General features: G+C 73.4%; 16 protein-coding genes and 1 pseudogene. 11 read left to right on the top strand and 6 right to left on the bottom strand.

Going from position 1 to position 17,008, the window contains the following annotated elements:
- The first annotated feature begins 313 nt into the window (after nucleotides 1-313).
- A complete protein-coding gene (locus tag OG870_RS38480; protein ID WP_266591497.1) occupies nucleotides 314-898 on the top strand; it encodes an Rv1733c family protein in 585 nt (194 codons plus the stop codon).
- A gap of 277 nt (nucleotides 899-1,175) precedes the next feature.
- Here the strand turns inward: OG870_RS38480 and OG870_RS38475 are convergent, their stop codons facing one another.
- Together OG870_RS38475 and OG870_RS38470 are read right to left on the bottom strand one after the other, a co-directional pair.
- A complete protein-coding gene (locus OG870_RS38475; RefSeq protein ID WP_443063450.1) occupies nucleotides 1,176-1,955 on the bottom strand; it encodes a cation transporting ATPase C-terminal domain-containing protein in 780 nt (259 codons plus the stop codon).
- Nucleotides 1,912-2,097 (bottom strand): universal stress protein, encoded by a 186-nt coding sequence (locus OG870_RS38470; protein WP_443063474.1) that lies wholly within the window; start codon nucleotides 2,095-2,097, stop codon nucleotides 1,912-1,914. Before OG870_RS38470 ends, OG870_RS38475 begins: the two co-directional genes overlap by 44 nt.
- A 317-nt stretch (nucleotides 2,098-2,414) precedes the next feature.
- On the opposite strand from OG870_RS38470, the gene OG870_RS38465 reads away from it, so the two are divergent.
- From OG870_RS38465 to OG870_RS38425, 9 genes are all read left to right on the top strand, one after another.
- Nucleotides 2,415-3,293 carry a universal stress protein gene (locus OG870_RS38465; protein ID WP_266591495.1) on the top strand — a complete coding sequence of 293 codons (879 nt, stop codon included), beginning with the start codon at nucleotides 2,415-2,417 and terminating at the stop codon, nucleotides 3,291-3,293.
- A 139-nt stretch (nucleotides 3,294-3,432) separates the two neighbouring features.
- Nucleotides 3,433-4,098 carry a response regulator transcription factor gene (locus tag OG870_RS38460; RefSeq protein WP_405626968.1) on the top strand — a complete coding sequence of 222 codons (666 nt, stop codon included), beginning with the start codon at nucleotides 3,433-3,435 and terminating at the stop codon, nucleotides 4,096-4,098.
- A complete protein-coding gene (locus tag OG870_RS38455; protein WP_266525642.1) occupies nucleotides 4,095-5,483 on the top strand; it encodes a sensor histidine kinase in 1,389 nt (462 codons plus the stop codon). The genes OG870_RS38460 and OG870_RS38455 overlap by 4 nt, the downstream gene beginning before the upstream one ends.
- 118 nt (nucleotides 5,484-5,601) lie before the next feature.
- A complete protein-coding gene (locus OG870_RS38450; RefSeq protein WP_266591491.1) occupies nucleotides 5,602-5,991 on the top strand; it encodes a hypothetical protein in 390 nt (129 codons plus the stop codon).
- Nucleotides 5,988-6,974 (top strand): FAD:protein FMN transferase, encoded by a 987-nt coding sequence (locus OG870_RS38445; RefSeq protein ID WP_266591489.1) that lies wholly within the window; start codon nucleotides 5,988-5,990, stop codon nucleotides 6,972-6,974. The genes OG870_RS38450 and OG870_RS38445 overlap by 4 nt, the downstream gene beginning before the upstream one ends.
- On the top strand, nucleotides 6,971-7,657 hold the full coding sequence (locus OG870_RS38440) for a ferric reductase-like transmembrane domain-containing protein (RefSeq protein ID WP_266525639.1): 687 nt from the start codon (nucleotides 6,971-6,973) through the stop codon (nucleotides 7,655-7,657). The genes OG870_RS38445 and OG870_RS38440 overlap by 4 nt, the downstream gene beginning before the upstream one ends.
- On the top strand, nucleotides 7,654-8,970 hold the full coding sequence (locus tag OG870_RS38435) for an NADH-ubiquinone oxidoreductase-F iron-sulfur binding region domain-containing protein (protein WP_266525638.1): 1,317 nt from the start codon (nucleotides 7,654-7,656) through the stop codon (nucleotides 8,968-8,970). The genes OG870_RS38440 and OG870_RS38435 overlap by 4 nt, the downstream gene beginning before the upstream one ends.
- The gene (locus OG870_RS38430; protein WP_266525637.1) at nucleotides 8,967-9,179 is read left to right on the top strand and encodes a ferredoxin; all 213 of its coding nucleotides are present in this window, start codon (nucleotides 8,967-8,969) and stop codon (nucleotides 9,177-9,179) included. Before OG870_RS38435 ends, OG870_RS38430 begins: the two co-directional genes overlap by 4 nt.
- A 121-nt stretch (nucleotides 9,180-9,300) precedes the next feature.
- Entirely contained in the window at nucleotides 9,301-11,628 is a 2,328-nt protein-coding gene (locus OG870_RS38425) for a heavy metal translocating P-type ATPase (protein ID WP_327691963.1), read from the top strand.
- Nucleotides 11,629-12,575: 947 nt separating this feature from the next.
- On the opposite strand, the gene OG870_RS38420 is transcribed toward OG870_RS38425, so the two are convergent.
- On the bottom strand, nucleotides 12,576-12,998 hold the full coding sequence (locus tag OG870_RS38420) for an Hsp20/alpha crystallin family protein (RefSeq protein WP_327691962.1): 423 nt from the start codon (nucleotides 12,996-12,998) through the stop codon (nucleotides 12,576-12,578).
- Between the two features lie 138 nt (nucleotides 12,999-13,136).
- On the bottom strand, nucleotides 13,137-13,859 hold the full coding sequence (locus tag OG870_RS38415) for a CBS domain-containing protein (RefSeq protein ID WP_266592607.1): 723 nt from the start codon (nucleotides 13,857-13,859) through the stop codon (nucleotides 13,137-13,139).
- A gap of 268 nt (nucleotides 13,860-14,127) precedes the next feature.
- On the opposite strand from OG870_RS38415, the gene OG870_RS38410 reads away from it, so the two are divergent.
- Nucleotides 14,128-14,712, top strand: a complete 585-nt coding sequence (locus OG870_RS38410; protein WP_327691961.1) for a universal stress protein — start codon at nucleotides 14,128-14,130, stop codon at nucleotides 14,710-14,712.
- A gap of 17 nt (nucleotides 14,713-14,729) precedes the next feature.
- Here the strand turns inward: OG870_RS38410 and OG870_RS48315 are convergent.
- Both OG870_RS48315 and OG870_RS38405 read right to left on the bottom strand, forming a co-directional pair.
- A pseudogene (locus OG870_RS48315) lies at nucleotides 14,730-15,026 on the bottom strand (aldehyde dehydrogenase family protein); the annotation flags it as partial.
- A 148-nt stretch (nucleotides 15,027-15,174) separates the two neighbouring features.
- On the bottom strand, nucleotides 15,175-16,902 hold the full coding sequence (locus OG870_RS38405) for a sensor histidine kinase (protein WP_266591483.1): 1,728 nt from the start codon (nucleotides 16,900-16,902) through the stop codon (nucleotides 15,175-15,177).
- Nucleotides 16,903-17,008: the final 106 nt, after the last annotated feature.

Raw genomic sequence — 17,008 nt, 5'->3', positions numbered from 1 at the left:
GGATCTCTGACCCGCGACCCGCCGTCGGCCCGCAAGAAAATCGAGCATCCGACGCGTCACCGGGTTTGCCCCGCACGTCCAGCTTGTCCTGGGTCCGCGGGATCCGCATGGGCCGGTCGGCCCCGTCAAGTGATCGACCGAGCCGGTCGGCCCCGTTGGGCGACCGACCGGCGCCTTCCACGGGTGAGCGGGGATCGGCCGAGCACAGGCCGACCGGCCCCGGATCCCACCCGGTCGGCCCCTGTCCCACCTCGCTGCCCCGCGTCACCTTCGGAGGGTGGCGACGACGAGGAGGGCCGAGGAGGGCGGACCGATGCGCGGCAGCAGGGGAACGAGGAAGCGACTGTGGCGGTGGCGGAGCAATCCGTTGCGACGGCACGACGACATCGTCGAAGCCTGGATGGTCCTGGCGATGTGGGTCGTCATCACAGTGGGAGGCGCCATCGCGGGGCTGGTGACGGCCCACGCGGCCGACGAGGAGTTCGCACACCAGCGCGCCGAGCGGCATTCCGTCCAGGCCATCATGGTCAGCGCCATCCCACACGATGTGCCGGCGGTCAAGGGAACGGGGCACCGGACCCTGGCGAAGGTCCGCTGGACGGCCCCCGACGGCGTCACCCGTACCGGATACACCCGGGTGAGCACCGGTCTGCAGGCCGGATCCCGGGTCACCGTCTGGCAGGACCGCCGCGGAGCCCTCACCACCGAGCCGACGGGTCCGGCCGTGGCGGCCGCCGAGGCTGTCCTCTTCGGTGCCGCTGCCGCCCTCGCCGTCTGTTGTGCCACGCTCGGTGCCGGGGCAGCCGTACGGTGGCAACTCGACCGACGGCGCTTCGACCAGTGGGGCAAGGAGTGGGACCTGGTCGGCCCGCAGTGGGGCGGCCACAGGGCTGGTTGATCCTGGGATCACGGGAACGTTCGCCCGAGGTGTCTGCACAGCCGCCGACAGGTGCTCATGGGTCCCGTACCGGGGCCGAACGCCCCTGCCATGCCGTGCATCGTCCAGTTGGCAGGTCCCGCCCAAGCGTGACGGTCTGCCGACAGCGGGTCACACCTCCGCGAGCCGCTGCCCAGGGGCCGGCAGGCGCCCCACCAGCCCCTGGGACGACGAGATCCCCCCGGGCGAGGCAGAAGCGGCCCGGCTCCCGATGCTCCCAAACCCTCCCGAACGACGGTCACACCGCCCGGTCGGACCCACGCAGCGCCGACTGCGCGGCGCGTACGGCCAGCTCGGCCAGCTCGGCCAGGAGCACCGTGGATGCGGTGCCTAGACACAGGGCCCACTGCGTCGCGTCCAGCGGCACGGTGCCGAAGACCGTGCGTGCCCAGGGCAGATGGACCGCGACGACCTGCACGGCAAGGACACCGGCCAGGCACAGCCACAGGGTCCGGTTGCGGAACTGGTGGCGGCCGAGCACGGGGCCGTCGTCCGCGCGGGCGTTGAGGGAGTTGAGGGAGTTGAACAACTGGAACAGGACGAACGCGGTGAACGCCATGGTCAGCGCAGTGTCGGTGCCACAGGCCGGGCGGGCCAGGGCGAGCAGGACCACGGTGCCGAGGGCCATCACCGCGCCGGCCCGGCTGATGGCGAACAACCGACGAGCGTTCAGGATCCGCTCCTCAGGGTCCCGCGGCGGGTGGCGCATGACGTCGTCGCGGGCGGGGTCGACGGCCAGGGCCATGGCGGGCGGCCCGTCCATGATGATGTTGATCCACGGCAGTTGGGCCGCTGTCAGCGGGGCGGGCAGTCCGGCCAGGGAGGCGCCCAGCAGGGCTGGCATGACCCCGATGTTCGTGGCCAGCTGGAAGCGGACGAACTTGACGATGTTGTCGTAGACGGACCGCCCTTCACGAACGGCCCGCACGATCGTCGAGAAGTCGTCGTCGGTGAGCACCATGTCGGCGGCCAGTTCACGCAGCTCCGGTTGTGCCCGGATTCCAGGGCGGCCCTCCATGGGGCAGATGGATCGACGGCCACCCGAAGGCATGCACCAGCCGCAGTCCGACGCCACGCAGCCCGGCCTCCCACGCTGCCGCCTCCACCGCGGCGAGGCTCGACGGCGAGCCGTCCACTCCCACGACAACCGGGCTGCTCATCATGGTTCTCCCCTCTGGGGCCGCCGTCCCGGGGAACCGCAGCCGCGCTCGATACGGAGGGAGACGACGGCAGCGCCGCACGACGGGGCTCCCGGCCCGGTCGCATCGACCGGTCGGCCTCGCTTCGATTCTCGGCTTCAGCCTCCTTCCGGCCGACCTCTCCACACAGGGCCGGACGGTCCCCATCCGCGCACCGTCCGGCCCTCCCCAGGCAGGTGGTCCGTCGACGACCCTGGAAGAGACGGAAGCGGGCCGCATTCGCGCGGCGCCGCGCCCCTTTCGACGCGTTCCTGTCGCGCCGACAGTGGAGGTGCGCCATGACCGGACCTGTAGTCGTCGGAGTCGACGGTTCCCCCGCCGGCATGACGGCCGCGTGGTGGGCCGCAAGCGAAGCCCTGGACAGGCATCTGCCCGTTCTTCTGATCCACTCGTGGACCACCCAGCCGCTCAACGTGCCCACCGCCCAAGAAGCTCGCAGCAAACAGCAGCACGGACGGGAAGTGCTGCAGCGGGCCGAAGCCGAACTCGTCCACCGCTACGACGGTCTGGCCGTCACGACGCAACTGGTACAGGCCCCCGCCGCGCAGGCCCTCCTGGACCACAGTGAGCGCGCGGCCCTGCTCGTACTCGGCTCTCGCGGACACGGCTCGGCGGCGAGCTTCCTGCTCGGCTCCATCAGCCTGCACGTCCTGGGCCTGACCCAGTGTCCGGCCGTCACGGTCCGGGCCGACGACCCTGCCGTCGAGGCCGGGTGGGGACACCCGGCGGCAGCCGGGCGGAACGAGGTCGTCGTGGGCGTGCAAGAGCCGGCAGCAGCAGCCGACCCCCTGCTGGAATTCGCCTTCACCACCGCCGAGTTGCACGGAACCCGCGTGCACGCCGTACGCGCTCTTCCGTTGTTCCGTCCGCAGGCGGTGCCCGTCGGCCACGACAGCGGCCGCCATGAAGTGGAGGCACGCGCGCAGCTCACGGCCAGGCTGGCGCCGTGGCGTGAGAAGTTCCCCGACGTCCCCGTCGTCGAGCAGGTCACCATGGGCCCCGCCGCGCAGGTGGTGCTGTCCGCCGCCACGCACGGTCAGCTCACGGTCGTGGGACGTCGGCAGCACCCGTCCCGCCTCACCTGGAAACTCGGGCCCGTCGCGCACGCGGCGCTGCACCACGTGCCGGGCCCCGTCGCAGTGGTTCCGCACGACTGAGGGTGGGTCGAACGGCCCTGCCGACGGGCTCCGTGGGCGGCGCAGACGCAATCTTGTACGGACGCAGCGGACCACACCGTCCAGGAGGCGGATCGCAATCATGAACGGCCGGGCCCCAGGGCCGTCCGCAGAGACGCGAGTGCTGGTCGTGGAGGACGACCGAGGCATCGCGGAGTCCCTGGTGCGCGGCCTGCGGCAGGCCGGATACGCAGTCGAGGGCGTCCGCACCGGCCGGGCGGCCCTGGCGGCCGCGTCCTGCGACGTCGTCCTCCTCGATCTCGGACTGCCCGACATCGACGGGGTCGAAGTGTGCCGACGGCTGCGCGCCCGGTCGGACGCCGCGATCATCGCCGTGACGGCGCGGGGTGAGGAGGCGGACCGGGTGCTCGCCCTGGACGAGGGCGCCGACGACTACCTGGTCAAGCCGTTCGGGCTGGCCGAGCTGCTGGCCCGGATACGCGCCGTGCTGCGCCGCCGGCGCCCGGCCGGGCCGGAGATCCTGCGTCACGGGCCGCTGGCGGTCGATCTGCGCACCCGGCAGGTCGCGGTGGACGACCGCCCGGTCGCGCTGACGCCCAAGGAGTTCTGCATCCTGGAGTGCCTGGCCGCCGATCCGGGGCGGGTGGTGAGCCGGCAGGAGATCCTGGAACGGGCCTGGGACGCCCACTGGTACGGCCCCACGAAGGTGCTGGACGTGCACGTCGCGGCGCTGCGCCGGAAGCTCGGCGCGCCAGGGCTGATCGAGACGGTGTACGGGCACGGGTTCCGACTCGGGGCGGTCGACGGGCTCCAGGAGCAGTCGTGACCCGCCGGATCGCCCTGACGCTCCTCGTCCTGACCACCGTTCTGCTCGTGCTGGCGGTCGTACCGCTCGGGGTGCTGATGACGGCCCGGGAGCGCGTGTCCTTCCGCGACGACCAGCAGGCAGCCACCCGGGTGATCGCCGCGGCGGCCGAGGAACACCTCTCCGATCACAGGTCCGCCACCGCCATGCGTAAGGAACTGAGCGCCGCGGCCGAGGCCGGGGACTGTGCTGCCGCGTACGACGCGTCCGCGCGGCTGGTGGCGAGCACGGAGTGCACCGCCGCTCAGGGTGAGGAGGCACGCGAGCTGGTGGATCGGGTGCTGGCCGGGCATGAGCCGGAGCCGCCGGAGATGGAGGGCCGGCTGCTGTCCGCGGAACCGGCAGGTGACGTCCGGCGGCCCGCGGGTGCCGTAGTGCTGGCTCGTTCCGCCGCGCCCCGCGATGCCCGGATCGCCGCGATCTGGGGCTGGTCCGCCGGGATCGGCCTGCTGGGGCTCGCCGCGTCCGTGCTTCTGTCGGTGCGCCTCGCCCGCTGGGTGAGCCGCCCCCTGTCGACCCTGGATTCCGCCGCCCAGCGGCTGGGCGAGGGTGCCCTCGGAGAGCGCGCGGTCGTCGACGGGGGGCCGCCGGAGGTGCGCCGACTGGCGGCGACGTTCAACACGATGGCGGGCCGTACGGAAGCTCTGGTGCACGGCCACCGGGCCGTGATCGCCGATGTGTCGCACCAGCTGCGCACTCCGCTGGCCGCCTTGCGGCTGCGGCTCGACGTCCTGGCGGCCGGGGCCGAGGGCGAGACCGCTGAGGAACTCGCCGCCGCTCAGGGGGAGATCGCCCGGCTGTCCCGACTGGTCGACGGGCTGCTGGCGGTGGCACGCGCCGAACAGGCGACCCCGCGTCCGGTCGCCGTCCGGGTCGACGAGGTGGTGGCGGAACGCGTGGACGCGTGGTCGCCCGTGGCCGAGGAGCGCGACGTGCTGCTGACCACGCCCCCGGGATCCGCCCTGACCGTCTCGCTGGGCGGTGGACACCTGGAGCAGATCCTCGACAACCTGATCGCGAACGCCCTGGACGCCGTTCCCGATGGCGGGAGCGTGACGGTCGCCCATCGGGCGGCCGGCCGCTTCGCCAGGGTGCGGGTGAGGGACGACGGTCCCGGCATGGACGCCGGGACCAAGGCGGTCGCGTTCCACCGGTTCGGCAATCCCGAAGCCAGGGGCACCGGCCTGGGGCTGGCCATCGTCCACAGGCTCGTCACCGTCAACGGCGGCAGCGTGGATCTGGAGGACACTGCGGGAGGCGGACTGACGGTCGTACTGGATCTGCCGCTGTGGCCGCGAGGTGAGCACGGGCGGCGGGCGGCGTCCGTGCCGGAGGACGGTGCGTGAGAGGCCGAGATCTTTACCGGTTCTGAAGAAGAGGTGAGCAGGTTCCCGGGGGTCGGTGGCACAGCCTGGAGATGAACGCAGCCGAGTTCGGGCCGCCGATCCTCCAGGAGCCGCAGCCATGTCCTTTCCGCCTCACGACTTCGACCAGGGCGCCCCGCCCGGTGGTGCGGCGCGCGCACGCGATCGCGGTGTGACGCGGGTCCGCAGCCTCACCCGGTGGATCGCCGTCGCCGCCCTCGCCGGCACCGCCGCCCTCGGCGCCGTCTACACCCATCTGCTGCCCGGGAGTTCGACGCCGCCCACCCCGGCGGCACCGGTCGTGCACAACCCGGCCGCCCCCTCCCCCACGGCCGCCCACGGGAGCGGCGGCGACGACTCCGGCAACCGCGAAGGCGATGACGACGAAGGCGAGGGGACGGCCCGCACCGCACAGCCTGCCCTGCAGGGTCCGGCGCAGTCGCCCACCCCCACCCAACAGCAGCCCCAGTCCACGACGGGGGCGTCATGACGAACCGGACCGTGCCCCCGTCCCCCACACCCGCGGCCGCCGAGGTGGTGTTCCCCGCCCTCGGCACAACGGCCGTGCTGCTCGTGACCGAACCACCTGCCCTGCCCGCCGCGGAGGCGGTCCTGCGAGCCGAGCTGGCCGCCGTGGACGCGACGTGCAGCCGCTTCCGGCCGGATTCCGAGCTCACCCGGGTGAACCTGGCCGCGGGCACCCCGGTGACGGTCGGCGAGCGTTTCGCCGAGGCGTTGGAGGCCGCGCTGCGCAGCGCCGAACTCACCGGCGGAGCAGTGGACCCGACCGTCGGTCGCGCGGTGATCGCGCTGGGCTACGACCGTACCTTCTCCTCCCTGCGCCCCGACGACGTCCGCCCCCTGCCGGTGTTCAGGCCGGCTCCCGGCTGGCGCAGCATCAGCTGGAATCGGCGCACCCGGCGGCTGCGCCTGCCTCCGGACACGTACCTCGACCTGGGCTCATCCGCCAAGGCCCTCACCGCCGACCGGGCCGCGCGCCGGGCCGCTGCCGCTGCCGGCTGCGGCGTGGTGGTCAACCTGGGCGGCGATCTGGCGGTGGCCGGGACTCCGCCGGAAGGCGGCTGGCGCATCGCCCTCGCCGACGACCACTCCCGGCCTGTGCCGGACCACTGCCCCGCCGTCGCGGTGACCACCGGCGCACTGGCGACCTCCGGTGTCCGGGTACGCACCTGGCGGCGGGCCGGACGCGCCGTGCACCACATCGTGGACCCGGTCACCGGCGAACCCGCCGCGCCCGTCTGGCGCACCGTCACCGTCGCGGCCGCCACCTGTGTGGACGCCAACGCCGCCAGCACGGCGGCGATCGTGCTGGGTCACGCGGCCGAGGACTGGCTGCGAGGCTCCGGACTCCCCGCCCGCCTGGTCGACCCGGACGGCCGAGTCGTACGTCTCGGCGGCTGGCCGGCCGATGCCCCCGCAACCGAAGCCGCAGCTCCTGGAGGCGCGCGATGACGGCCCTGGCCCTGACGGGCAGCCCGCTCTGGTACGCCAGTCGTGCCGGCGGCACCCTGGCGCTGCTGCTGCTCACCGCGACCGTGGTGCTGGGGATCGCCTCCGGGGGACGCGCCGCACCCCGCAGCATCGGCCGCTTCGAGATCGGCCTGCTGCACCGCAATCTGTCCTTGCTCACCCTGGTGTTCCTCGTCGTGCACGTGGTCACCGCGGTGCTCGATCCGTTCGTCCACCTGGGGTGGGCGGTGACGGTGATGCCGTTCGGCGGCTCCTACCGGCCGCTGTGGCTGGGGCTCGGCACGGTCGCGTTCGATCTGCTGCTGGCGGTGCTGGTCACCAGCGCGCTGCGGCTGAGGATCGGGGTGCGCCGCTGGAAGGCCGTGCACTGGCTGGCCTACGCGGCCTGGCCCTTCGCCCTCTTCCACGGCGTCGGAACGGGCACCGACACCCGCCTGTCCCTGCAGCTGTGGCTCTACGCCGGGTGCCTGGCCTCCGTGGTGGTCGCCGTGTGGTGGCGGCTGGCGAAGGCAGGTCCCGGGCGGGCCGCCGGACGCCTCGTCGCCGCCGTGACCACGGGCGCCGTACCGGTGGTGCTCACCGCGTTCCTGGCCGCCGGGCCACTGCAGCCCGGCTGGGCCCAGCGTGCCGCCACGACGGCACTTCACCTCGGAGGCGGCCGGTGAACTCCTCGGCTCCTACGGCCACCGGTGTGGCCGTCGACACCCGCCTCCTGGCCGGCTGGTACGCCACCGGCCGGCCCGCCGACCTGACCGACCACCTGCGCCGGTACGGAACACCGCCCGTCACCGCGGCGCGCGGCAACCGCCACTCCGCGCCGGTGATACGGGCGTTGGAGGCGGCCGGGCTCACCGGCCGCGGCGGCGCCGGTTTCCCGACCGCACAGAAGCTGCGCGCGGTCGCCGGGGGGCGGGGCCGCGCCGTGATCGTCGTCAATGCCATGGAGAGCGAACCGGCCAGCCACAAGGACCAGTTCCTGCTCGCCGTGGCGCCCCACCTCGTCCTGGACGGCGCCGTCCTGGCCGCGGAGGCGGTCGGCGCAGACATCGTGCACGTCTGCGTGCCGCGCGCCCGCTCCGCACAGTACTGGCAGCTCAGCGCCGCCATGGACGAGCGCAGGCGGGCCTGCCTGGACGCCGTCTCCCTGCGGCTGCACGGCCTTCCGCACGCGTACGTCTCCAGCGAGTCGACGTCCCTGGTGCGCTGGCTCAACGGGGGCGAGGCCCGCCCGCAGAGCACCCCGCCGCGCAGCCACGAACGGGGTGTCGGACGCCGCCCCACGCTCGTCCACAACGCGGAGACCCTCGCCCATCTCGCCCTCGTCGCCCGCTACGGGCCCGGCTGGTTCCGGCAGGCCGGGACGCCGGACGAGCCCGGCACCACGCTGGTCACCGTCTCGGGCGCGGTCGCGGCGCCCGGTGTCCTGGAGATCTCGCTCGGCACACTGCTCGCCACGGTCCTCGACCGCACCGGCGGGCCCGCCGAGCCCTTGCAGGCGATCCTGCTGGGCGGCTTCGCCGGTGTGTGGCTCCCGGCGGAACACCTCGGCACTCCCCTCACCCGGCGCGACCTGGCCCCGCTGGGCGCCGCGCCGGGCGCGGGCGTGATCGTCGCGCTTCCACGGGCCGCCTGCGGGCTCACCGAGACGGCCCGGGTCCTCGCCTTCCTGGCCGCGCACAGCGCCCGTCAGTGCGGCCCCTGCCGCCTCGGACTGCCCGCGGTCGCCGACGACTTCACCGCCCTGGCCGCCGGACGGGCCGACCCGGCCCTGCTGTCCCGCCTGCGCCGCCGCACCGGCCTGCTGCCGGACCGGGGCGCCTGCCGCCACCCCGACGGCGCCGCCCGACTCGCCGCCTCCGCCCTGCGATCCTTCGCCGACGACGTCGACCACCACCTGACGCACGGCGCCTGCCCGGCCGCCCACCGGCCGGCCGTGCTCTCCGTGCCACCCGCAGAGCCCCCGGAGGCATGGCGATGACCCGCACCCGCACCCTGCGCATCGACCGGATCGCCTGCACGGGCCACGGCCTGTGCGCCGAGCTCCTCCCCGAGCTCGTCGACCTCGACGAATGGGGCTACCCCGTCCTCGGACAAGCGACCGTCCCCACACGCCTGCAGGCCCACGCCCGCCGTGCCGTCGCCGCGTGTCCCGTCCTGGCCCTGCGCACCGAGCCCACACCGCAATGACCCGCACGGCCGGGTCCAACCCGTCTGTTCGGCCCTGACTACGGGCCGTTCGTCCCCTGCCGCCCGTGCCCGGCAGGGCGGTGTGATGGACGGGGACCGCAGCTGACGACCGAGGTGTGCCATGGGCCTTGCCACTCGCGCAGCACCGCTGCGCCGCCTGCGGGCGGCAGCCGCGTCCGCGCGGCTCGAACCCGTACTGCTGACCGTCACGGCAGCCGCCCTCGCGGCCGGTGGCGCCGCCTGGCTGGCCGGGGCCGACGGCCTTGCCGACCTGCTGTGGGGCCTGGGTACGGTCTCCGCCGTCGTACCCGCCGTCGTGTGGGTGCTGGCGGCACTGCGCCGCGGCCACGCCGGAGTGGACCTGATCGCCGTTCTGGCCCTGGGCGGCACCCTGGCCGTCGGCGAGTACCTGGCCGGGTCCCTGATCGCGCTCATGCTCGCCACCGGCCGCACCCTCGAAGCCGCGGCCCAGCGGCGCGCCTCCCACGACCTGCGCGCCCTGCTGGAGCACGCACCACGTTCCGCGCGCCGCCGCATCGACTCCGAGGTGCGTACGGTGCCGCTGGCCGAGGTCGCCGTCGGTGATCTGCTGGTGGTGGGACCGGGCGAAGTGGTCCCCGTCGACGGCCTGGTGGAGAGCACCGCGGCCGTCCTCGACGAGTCGGTGCTCACGGGTGAGCCCCTGCAGGTGGAGCGGCCGCGGGGTGAAGCCGTGCGAAGCGGCGTGGTCAACGCGGGCGGTGCCTTCGACCTGCGGGCCACCGCCACCGAGCAGGACAGCACCTACGCCGGAATCGTCCGCCTGGCCCGGCAGGCGGGCGCGGAATCCGCACCCGTGGTGCGTCTGGCCGACCGCTACGCCGCCTGGTTCCTGCCCCTGTCCCTCGCGGTGGCAGGGCTCGCCTGGCTGATCAGCGGTTCCGCCGTGCGGGCGGTCGCGGTCCTGGTGGTCGCCACGCCGTGCCCCCTGCTGCTGGCTGCGCCGGTGGCGATCGTCTCCGGCCTGTCCCGCGCCTCCCGGGTCGGCGTCGTGATCCGCGACGGCGGCGCGCTGGAGAATCTCGGCCGGGCCCGCACCCTGCTGCTCGACAAGACCGGCACCCTCACCGGCGGCCGCCCCCGCGTACTCGACGTGACCGCGGCACCGGACTGGACAGCTCCGGAGGTCCTGCGCCTGGCTGCCTCGCTCGATCAGTACTCGCCGCACGTGCTGGCCCAGGCCATCGTCGACACGGCCCGGAAACGCGGGCTGGCCCTGTCGATTCCCTCGGACGTCACCGAGGAACCCGGCCGGGGCGCCCTGGGCACGGTGGACGGGCACCGGATCACCGTCGGCCGCTTCGACACCCCGGGCGCACAGCCGCCCTGGGTCCGGGCCGTCGGCAATCGCGCACTCCTCGACGACGCGGCCGTCGCCTGGCTCAGCGTCGACGGTCGGCCGGTCGGCGCCGTCCTGCTGCGCGACCCGGTGCGCCCCGACGCTCCACGAACCGTGCGCCACCTGCGAGCGGCGGGCATCGATCGGCTGCTGATGCTCACCGGCGACCGCCCCGAGCCCGCCCGTGAGGTCGCCGCCGTCCTCGGCCTCGACGGTGTGCGCGCCGAGCTCAGCCCCGCGGGCAAGGTCGCCGCGGTCCGCGCCGAGCGCGACCGCGCGGTCACCGTCATGGTGGGCGACGGCGTCAACGACGCCCCCGCGCTCGCCGCCGCCGACGTCGGCGTCGCCATGGGGGCACGCGGATCCACCGCCTCCTCCGAGGCCGCCGACATCGTCCTGACCACCGACCGCGTGGACCGCCTGGCCGACGCCGTCGCCATCGCGGTACGCGCCCGGCACATCGCCGTGCAGAGCGCCCTCGGCGGCATGCTGATGTCGCTCGCCGCCATGGCCGCGGCCGCCTTCGGCCTGCTCCCGCCCGCCGTCGGCGCGCTGCTCCAGGAGGGCATCGACGCCGCCGTCATCCTCAACGCGCTGCGTGCCCTGCGCGTCGACCGGTCGGCGCGGCCCGCCCTCGCCCCCGCCACCGAAGCGCTCATCCACCGCTTCGCGGCCGAGCACGACGACCTGCAGGACGTCCTGGAGGCCGTACGCAGTGCTGCCGACCGCCTTTCGGCCGACACCGGCCCGCAGGCCCTCGCCGCGGTGGGCAAGGCGCACCGGCTGCTCACCGAACGGCTCCTTCCCCACGAGTACGCCGAGGAGCACCAGCTCTATCCGGCGCTCGCTCCCACCCTCGGCGGTCCCGAGTCCACCGCCACCATGAGCCGCACCCATGCCGAGATCGAGCGGCTCTCGCGGCGTATCGCCACCCACCTCGCGCTCAGTGCCGACGGGAGTCTCGCGGCGGAGCAGCTGGACGACCTGCGTGCCTGTCTGTACGGGCTGCACACCGTGCTGCGCCTGCACTTCACGCAGGAAGAGGAGAACTACTTCTCGCTCGCCCCGTGACCGCGTCTTCCGCGGCGGCCGTCCCGACCGCGCCGGTCACCGGACGAGTAGGCGTTCTCCGTGGTCGTTGGCGTGCAGGGCGGCCTCCATCTGCAGCCGGCAGGTACCCGCGGTGGTCCAGGTGGGCGTGGGTGACCGCCACCGCCCCGACGTCCGCGGCGTCGCAGGGCAGACCGCGCCGGTCGAGCCACCGTTCCCATGCCGCCCAGGAAGCTGAGCAGAGCGGGCCTGACGTGCGCTTCCCCGCGTTGCGCCGGGCGCGGTTCGTTCACGGTCCTGACGGCCTCCTCATCGGAGGTTTCGGCCCGGACGGGGCCGTTCGGCCCTGGCCTGCCCGAGGTGTATGTGGTGTCCTGGAGGTGACGGGAAGGACCCGTAAGGACGCGGAGAAACGGCTGGCGGCCGTGCACCGCGCAATCAGGATCCGCGAGAAGCGGGTGGGGTCCTTCCCGGCACTCGTGCGCGGGCGCCGTCGGCCCTGTCCCGCGCCGCCGCGACCCGGTGGCGGACGAGTTCCGCCTCGACTCGTTCGGCCAGATGTCCGACCGTGGAAGCGACCGGCTCGGACAGCCCCCGGCCTTGCGAGGTGTCCGCGCCGTCGACGGCATACGCCACCAGGCGACCGGGCAGGCGGCCCAGCGTTTCCGTGCCCCGTCGACGGCTTCGCCCGGGCCGCGCGGACGCTTCGTGCCCGCCCGCTGCAGCGCCGCGGTGCCCGGTTCGAGGCGGTGGATGCGGCAGGGGCGGCTCGGACGGGCGGGGGAGGGCTCCAGCACGACGGCCGGCTCCGCGTTCTCCCGTAGCCGGGAGAGCACCGCTCGGGCCACTCCGATGGTTCCTCTCCCTGCGTCTGCCCGGGTCCGGGTCCGGGTCCGGGTCCGGGCAGACGTGTGCGCGGCCGGTGTACCGGCCGCGCACACCGGGTGCCGCTGCGCGCGGAAGCGCATTCAGCCGTGCTGCACCGGGATGGTCTTCGTGCCCGTCTTCGTCTCGGGCACCGGGATCGTGACGGTCAGAACGCCGTCCTTGTACTCAGCAGTGGCCTCGTCGCCCTTGGCGCCGGCCGGCAGCCGCACCGAGCGGGCGAAGGTGCCGTAGTGGAACTCCGTGCGGTGCTTCTGCGTCGTCTCCTCACTGCGCTCGGCCCGCAGGGTCAGAACGCCTTCCGTGACGGTGATTTCGACATCCTTGGCGGGGTCGATGCCCGGGAGCTCCGCCCGCAGCACATACTTCTCGTCCGCCAGGTGCTCTTCGATGCGTATGCCGTGCAGCCCGGGGACGGTGTGCGCCCCGGGGAAGCCGGTCTCCACCCAGCCGAACAGGTCGGGCAGGGTGGGCCAGCCCGGCAGCCGCTCGATCATGCCAGTCATGTTCTCCCTCCTCCTCTTTCGCCACTTCCAGCGTCCCGCGCCGTGGCGGGACGCGCGTGAGCCGACCGGTGCCCTACGGGGGCCGGCCGGCCCTGGCGTCTCAACGTCCTTCCGGCAGCTGTCGGTTGGGGCACCGCGTCATGCCACACCACCGACTCCGGATGGCGGCGCGGTCGTCTCGCCGTCCGGCAGGTCCGGGTCGAGGTCGGGTCGGCGGTGCGGGCCCATGAGCGCGCAGTCGACGTCCACGACGCCTTCGACGGCCCGCACCATGCGCGTGGTGATGGGCACGAGGGTGGTGTCCGGGATCCTTCCGGTGAGTTTCACGACTCCGTCGTGGACCTGCACACGGATCGGATCGAGCGGTGCGGGGAACAGGAGGGCGACGACATCGCGTCGGATCTCCGCGGCGAGGTCCTCGTCGTCCCGCAGGAAGACCTTCAGCAGGTCGGACCGGCTGACGATGCCCTGCAGCGCGCCGTCGTCATCTACCACGGGCAGGCGTTTCACCTTGTGGAGCGCCATGATCCGCGCGGCCTGCGCGAGCGACGCGTACACCGGGACGGTCAGTGCCGGTACGGTCATCAGCTCCTCCGCGGTCACCGCGCCTGCCTTCACCAGGTCGGCCAGACGACTCAGTTGGGTGTACCGATCCGGGTCGCCATCGCGGAACGCCTCCTTGGGCAGCAGGTCGCCCTCGGAGACGACCCCGGCAACCCGGCCGTCGCCCTCCAGCACCGGCATGGCGCTGACCCGCCACCGCTGCATGGTCTTCACGATGTCCTTGAACGTCGCTCCGCGGCCGAGGGCGACGACAGTGTGGGTCATCACATCGCTCACGATGTGCGGAGTGCCGTGCATGGCATCCTCCCGTGTGCTTGCGGCGTGCAGTGTGCTCGTGGCGCGCACTACCTTCAGCCTCGGGCACGGACCCGTCGGTGGCATGGGCCGAGTGGCCCCATTCCGGGTTCCGGTGGGCTCGTCCGCCGGACACGGCCCGAGCAGGCGCAGAGGGCCGTTCGACCCGCTGCCGAGGCCGTGCAGCCCGTGCCCGGGCACGGGCCTTCGCCGGAACGCTGGTGGTGCACAGGTCCGCCAGAAGGTGTGCGGACATCGATCCGGGGAGGTGTTGGCCGTTCTGCGCCCCGTTGTCGTAGGCCTGGACGGTTCACGTGAGAGCCTCGCCGCCGCCGACTGGGCGGCCGGCGAGGCATTGCGGCGCGGCCGTCCCCTGCGCCTGGTACACGCGTGGGAGGGCCTGTCGCCCGACGCGTCGTCACTGCCCGAGCTCGAGGCGCCGCGGTACTGGGCGCAGCGCATACTGCGCGGAGCCATGGACCAGCTGAACGAGCGCCACCCGCAGGTCCGTCTCAGCGCTGAGCAGATCGCACGGCCCGCGGCCGACGCGCTCGTCGCAGCGGGTGGCGACGGTGAGCTGCTGGTCCTGGGCAGTCGGGCGTTCAGCGGACTGGGCGGCTTCCTGGCCGGTTCGGTGGCGCTGGCGACCGTGGCCCGCGTGACCCGGCCCGTCGTTCTCGTTCGCGCCGACCGGACCGCGGAGGACGACCATGCGCCCGACGAAGAGGGCCGGCCGTCGGCGCGCACCCCGTACCGCGACGTCGTGGTCGGTGTGGACACCGCGCAACCGTGCGAGGAACTGCTCGCCTTCGCCTTCGAGACCCGGCCCGCCTTGATGGCGCGGCCCATCCGGTAGGTGCGGCCGGTGTCGCGGCTCCACACGCCGGCCCCGAGGCCGTACAGCGTGTCGTTGGCGATCTCCAGGGCCTCGGCCTCGTCCTTGAAGGTGATGACGGAGAGGACGGGTCCGAAGTTCCTCGGGTGTCGTGCGCAGGGGCGGCAGACGGTCGCCGTCGAGGCGTACCCCCGACGCCGCACAGCGCTGCCATGACTCGGCCACCAGGCTGCGCACGCCCCGGTGTGCTTCGGGCGAGGCCACGAATCGCTCGTGTGCGGTGCGCAGCGCGTATGTCGAGGCGGCGGTGGAAGCGTCCATGGCACCTCCCGCATGCCGTCCTCCGATCCCGTCGCACCAGCCTCGCCCGGGCACCGGGTCGGGCTGCAGAGGCCGAACGGCCCTTGTGGCAGGGCCTCCTGGGCTTCGGGAAGGACGACGGGACGGGAGGACGGTCCTCGTTACGGGGAGGTGCCGCGCCTCTTATTTCGGTGACACCGGCACGTGCCACACGAGCACGGTGCCGCCTTCGGGCGGACCGCCGAGTTCGAGTGCTCCGCCCAGTTGCCGGGCCCGTTCGGCCATGTTGTTGAGGCCGCTTCGGCGGCCGTCGGGCGGGATGCCCACGCCGTCGTCGGAGACGGTCAGCCGGACCTCGCGTCCGTCGGTTTCCAGGGCCACGTCGGCGCGGCCCGCCCGGGCGTGCCGGGCGACGTTGGTCAGGGCCTCGGAGAGGACGGCGACGACGTGGTCGGCGACCTCTACCGGCACGTCGGTGTCCAGCAGGCCTTCCATCCGCACGCTGGGAGCAAAGCCCAGCGCCTGCGCCGTCTCGCCGGCTACCCGCACCACGCGGGCCCGCAGCCCGGTCCCGGCGCCGCCCTCACGGGCGCGCAGACCGAAGATGGTCGATCGGATGATCTTGATCGTCTCGTCCAGATCGTCCACCGCGCGCGCCACGCGCTCTGCGGCCTCCTCGTGCTCGATGAAGCGGCCGGCGCTCTGCAGCGTCATGCCGGTGGCGAACAGCCGCTGGATGGCCAGGTCGTGCAGGTCCCGGGCGATGCGGTCGCGGTCCTTGAGCACCGCGACCTGCTCGGCATCCTGGCGGCGCTCCGCGAGTTCCATCGCGACGGCGGCCTGCGCGGCGAACACCTGCAAGGTCTCGGTCTCCGTCGCCAAGAACGCGGGCCGACCGACTTCTCGCGCCAGCAGGACCACGCCTCGTACACCCGCCTCGTGCGTGCCGATGGGCACGGCCGCGGCGGGGCCGAGTCCCCCGAAGCGCGGAGGTTCCACGGAGATCCGTTCGTCGTGGCCGACGTCCACGCTGGTGACCGGTGCGGCGGCGGAGAACGACAGACCCATCAGGCTCCGGTCCATGGGCAGCACGAGCCCCCGGTGCGCCTCGGCGTCCATGCCGACGGCGATCTCCACGGCGAGCGTCCCGGTGTCCTCCATGGGCAGCGCGACCGCCGCCAGGGCCGATCCGGTGATCTCACCGGCCCGCTCGGCGATCAGGCCGAGGACCTCGGTGCGTGAACGGCCGGACATCAGACTGTGGGTGATCTCCGCGTTCGCCTGCAGCCAACGCTCACGCAGCCGGGACTCCTCGTACAGGCGGGCATTGTCGATCGCGACACCGGCCGCCACAGCCAGGGTCGCCAGCACCGACTCGTCCTCCTCGTCGAACTGCAGCCCGCCGCGCTTCTCGGTCAGGTACAGGTTGCCGAAGACCTGGTCGCGCACTCGGATGGGAACGCCGAGGAAGGTGTTCATCGGCGGATGATGGGGCGGAAAGCCGTACGAGGAGGGGTGTTCGGAGAGTTTTACCAGCCTCAGGGGCTCGGGGTGGTTGATCAGTTCCCCAAGGATGCCGTGTCCCTCCGGGAAGGGACCGATCCGGTCGATCTGCTCCTGGCTGACTCCGATGGTGTGGAAGGCCGACAGCCGCCTGCCGCCGGGGCCGATCACACCGAGGGCCGCGTACTCGGCGTCCACCAGGGTCGCCGCGGCCTCGACGATGCTGTACAACGCCTGTTCCAGGTTCAGATCCCGGCCGACCGAGAGCACCGCCTCCAGGAGGCTGTGCACCCGGTCGCGGGTACCGCGGGCCGCGTCGAGGCGCGCCTGCAGCTCTTCCAACAGCTCGTCCAGCCTCAGCTGCGGCAGCCGGACGCGGGCTTCCCAGGGCTGCTCAGGGCTTCCCACCGGTGATCCTCCAGATCCCCATGCTGTACCGACAGCCGAGCACGTCGGTCATGTGCCACGGTAACGGTCCAGCGCAGAGGACGGTATGGGATCCGGAGGGTCCGCG

The organism is Streptomyces sp. NBC_00461, assembly GCF_036013935.1.
Lineage (GTDB): Bacteria > Actinomycetota > Actinomycetes > Streptomycetales > Streptomycetaceae > Streptomyces.
This window is presented reverse-complemented; position numbering and strand designations above follow the sequence as displayed.

What these genes read in the sequence shown, in the direction of transcription:
- OG870_RS38450 (WP_266591491.1), top strand. Translation starts at nt 5,602, where the DNA reads ATGTCCTTTCCGCCTCACGACTTCGACCAGGGCGCCCCGCCCGGTGGT.
- OG870_RS38445 (WP_266591489.1), top strand. Translation starts at nt 5,988, where the DNA reads ATGACGAACCGGACCGTGCCCCCGTCCCCCACACCCGCGGCCGCCGAG.
- OG870_RS38470 (WP_443063474.1), bottom strand. Translation starts at nt 2,097, where the DNA reads ATGAGCAGCCCGGTTGTCGTGGGAGTGGACGGCTCGCCGTCGAGCCTC.
- OG870_RS38475 (WP_443063450.1), bottom strand. Translation starts at nt 1,955, where the DNA reads ATGGAGGGCCGCCCTGGAATCCGGGCACAACCGGAGCTGCGTGAACTG.
- OG870_RS38425 (WP_327691963.1), top strand. Translation starts at nt 9,301, where the DNA reads ATGGGCCTTGCCACTCGCGCAGCACCGCTGCGCCGCCTGCGGGCGGCA.
- OG870_RS38465 (WP_266591495.1), top strand. Translation starts at nt 2,415, where the DNA reads ATGACCGGACCTGTAGTCGTCGGAGTCGACGGTTCCCCCGCCGGCATG.
- OG870_RS38430 (WP_266525637.1), top strand. Translation starts at nt 8,967, where the DNA reads ATGACCCGCACCCGCACCCTGCGCATCGACCGGATCGCCTGCACGGGC.
- OG870_RS38415 (WP_266592607.1), bottom strand. Translation starts at nt 13,859, where the DNA reads ATGCACGGCACTCCGCACATCGTGAGCGATGTGATGACCCACACTGTC.
- OG870_RS38420 (WP_327691962.1), bottom strand. Translation starts at nt 12,998, where the DNA reads ATGACTGGCATGATCGAGCGGCTGCCGGGCTGGCCCACCCTGCCCGAC.
- OG870_RS38480 (WP_266591497.1), top strand. Translation starts at nt 314, where the DNA reads ATGCGCGGCAGCAGGGGAACGAGGAAGCGACTGTGGCGGTGGCGGAGC.
- OG870_RS38440 (WP_266525639.1), top strand. Translation starts at nt 6,971, where the DNA reads ATGACGGCCCTGGCCCTGACGGGCAGCCCGCTCTGGTACGCCAGTCGT.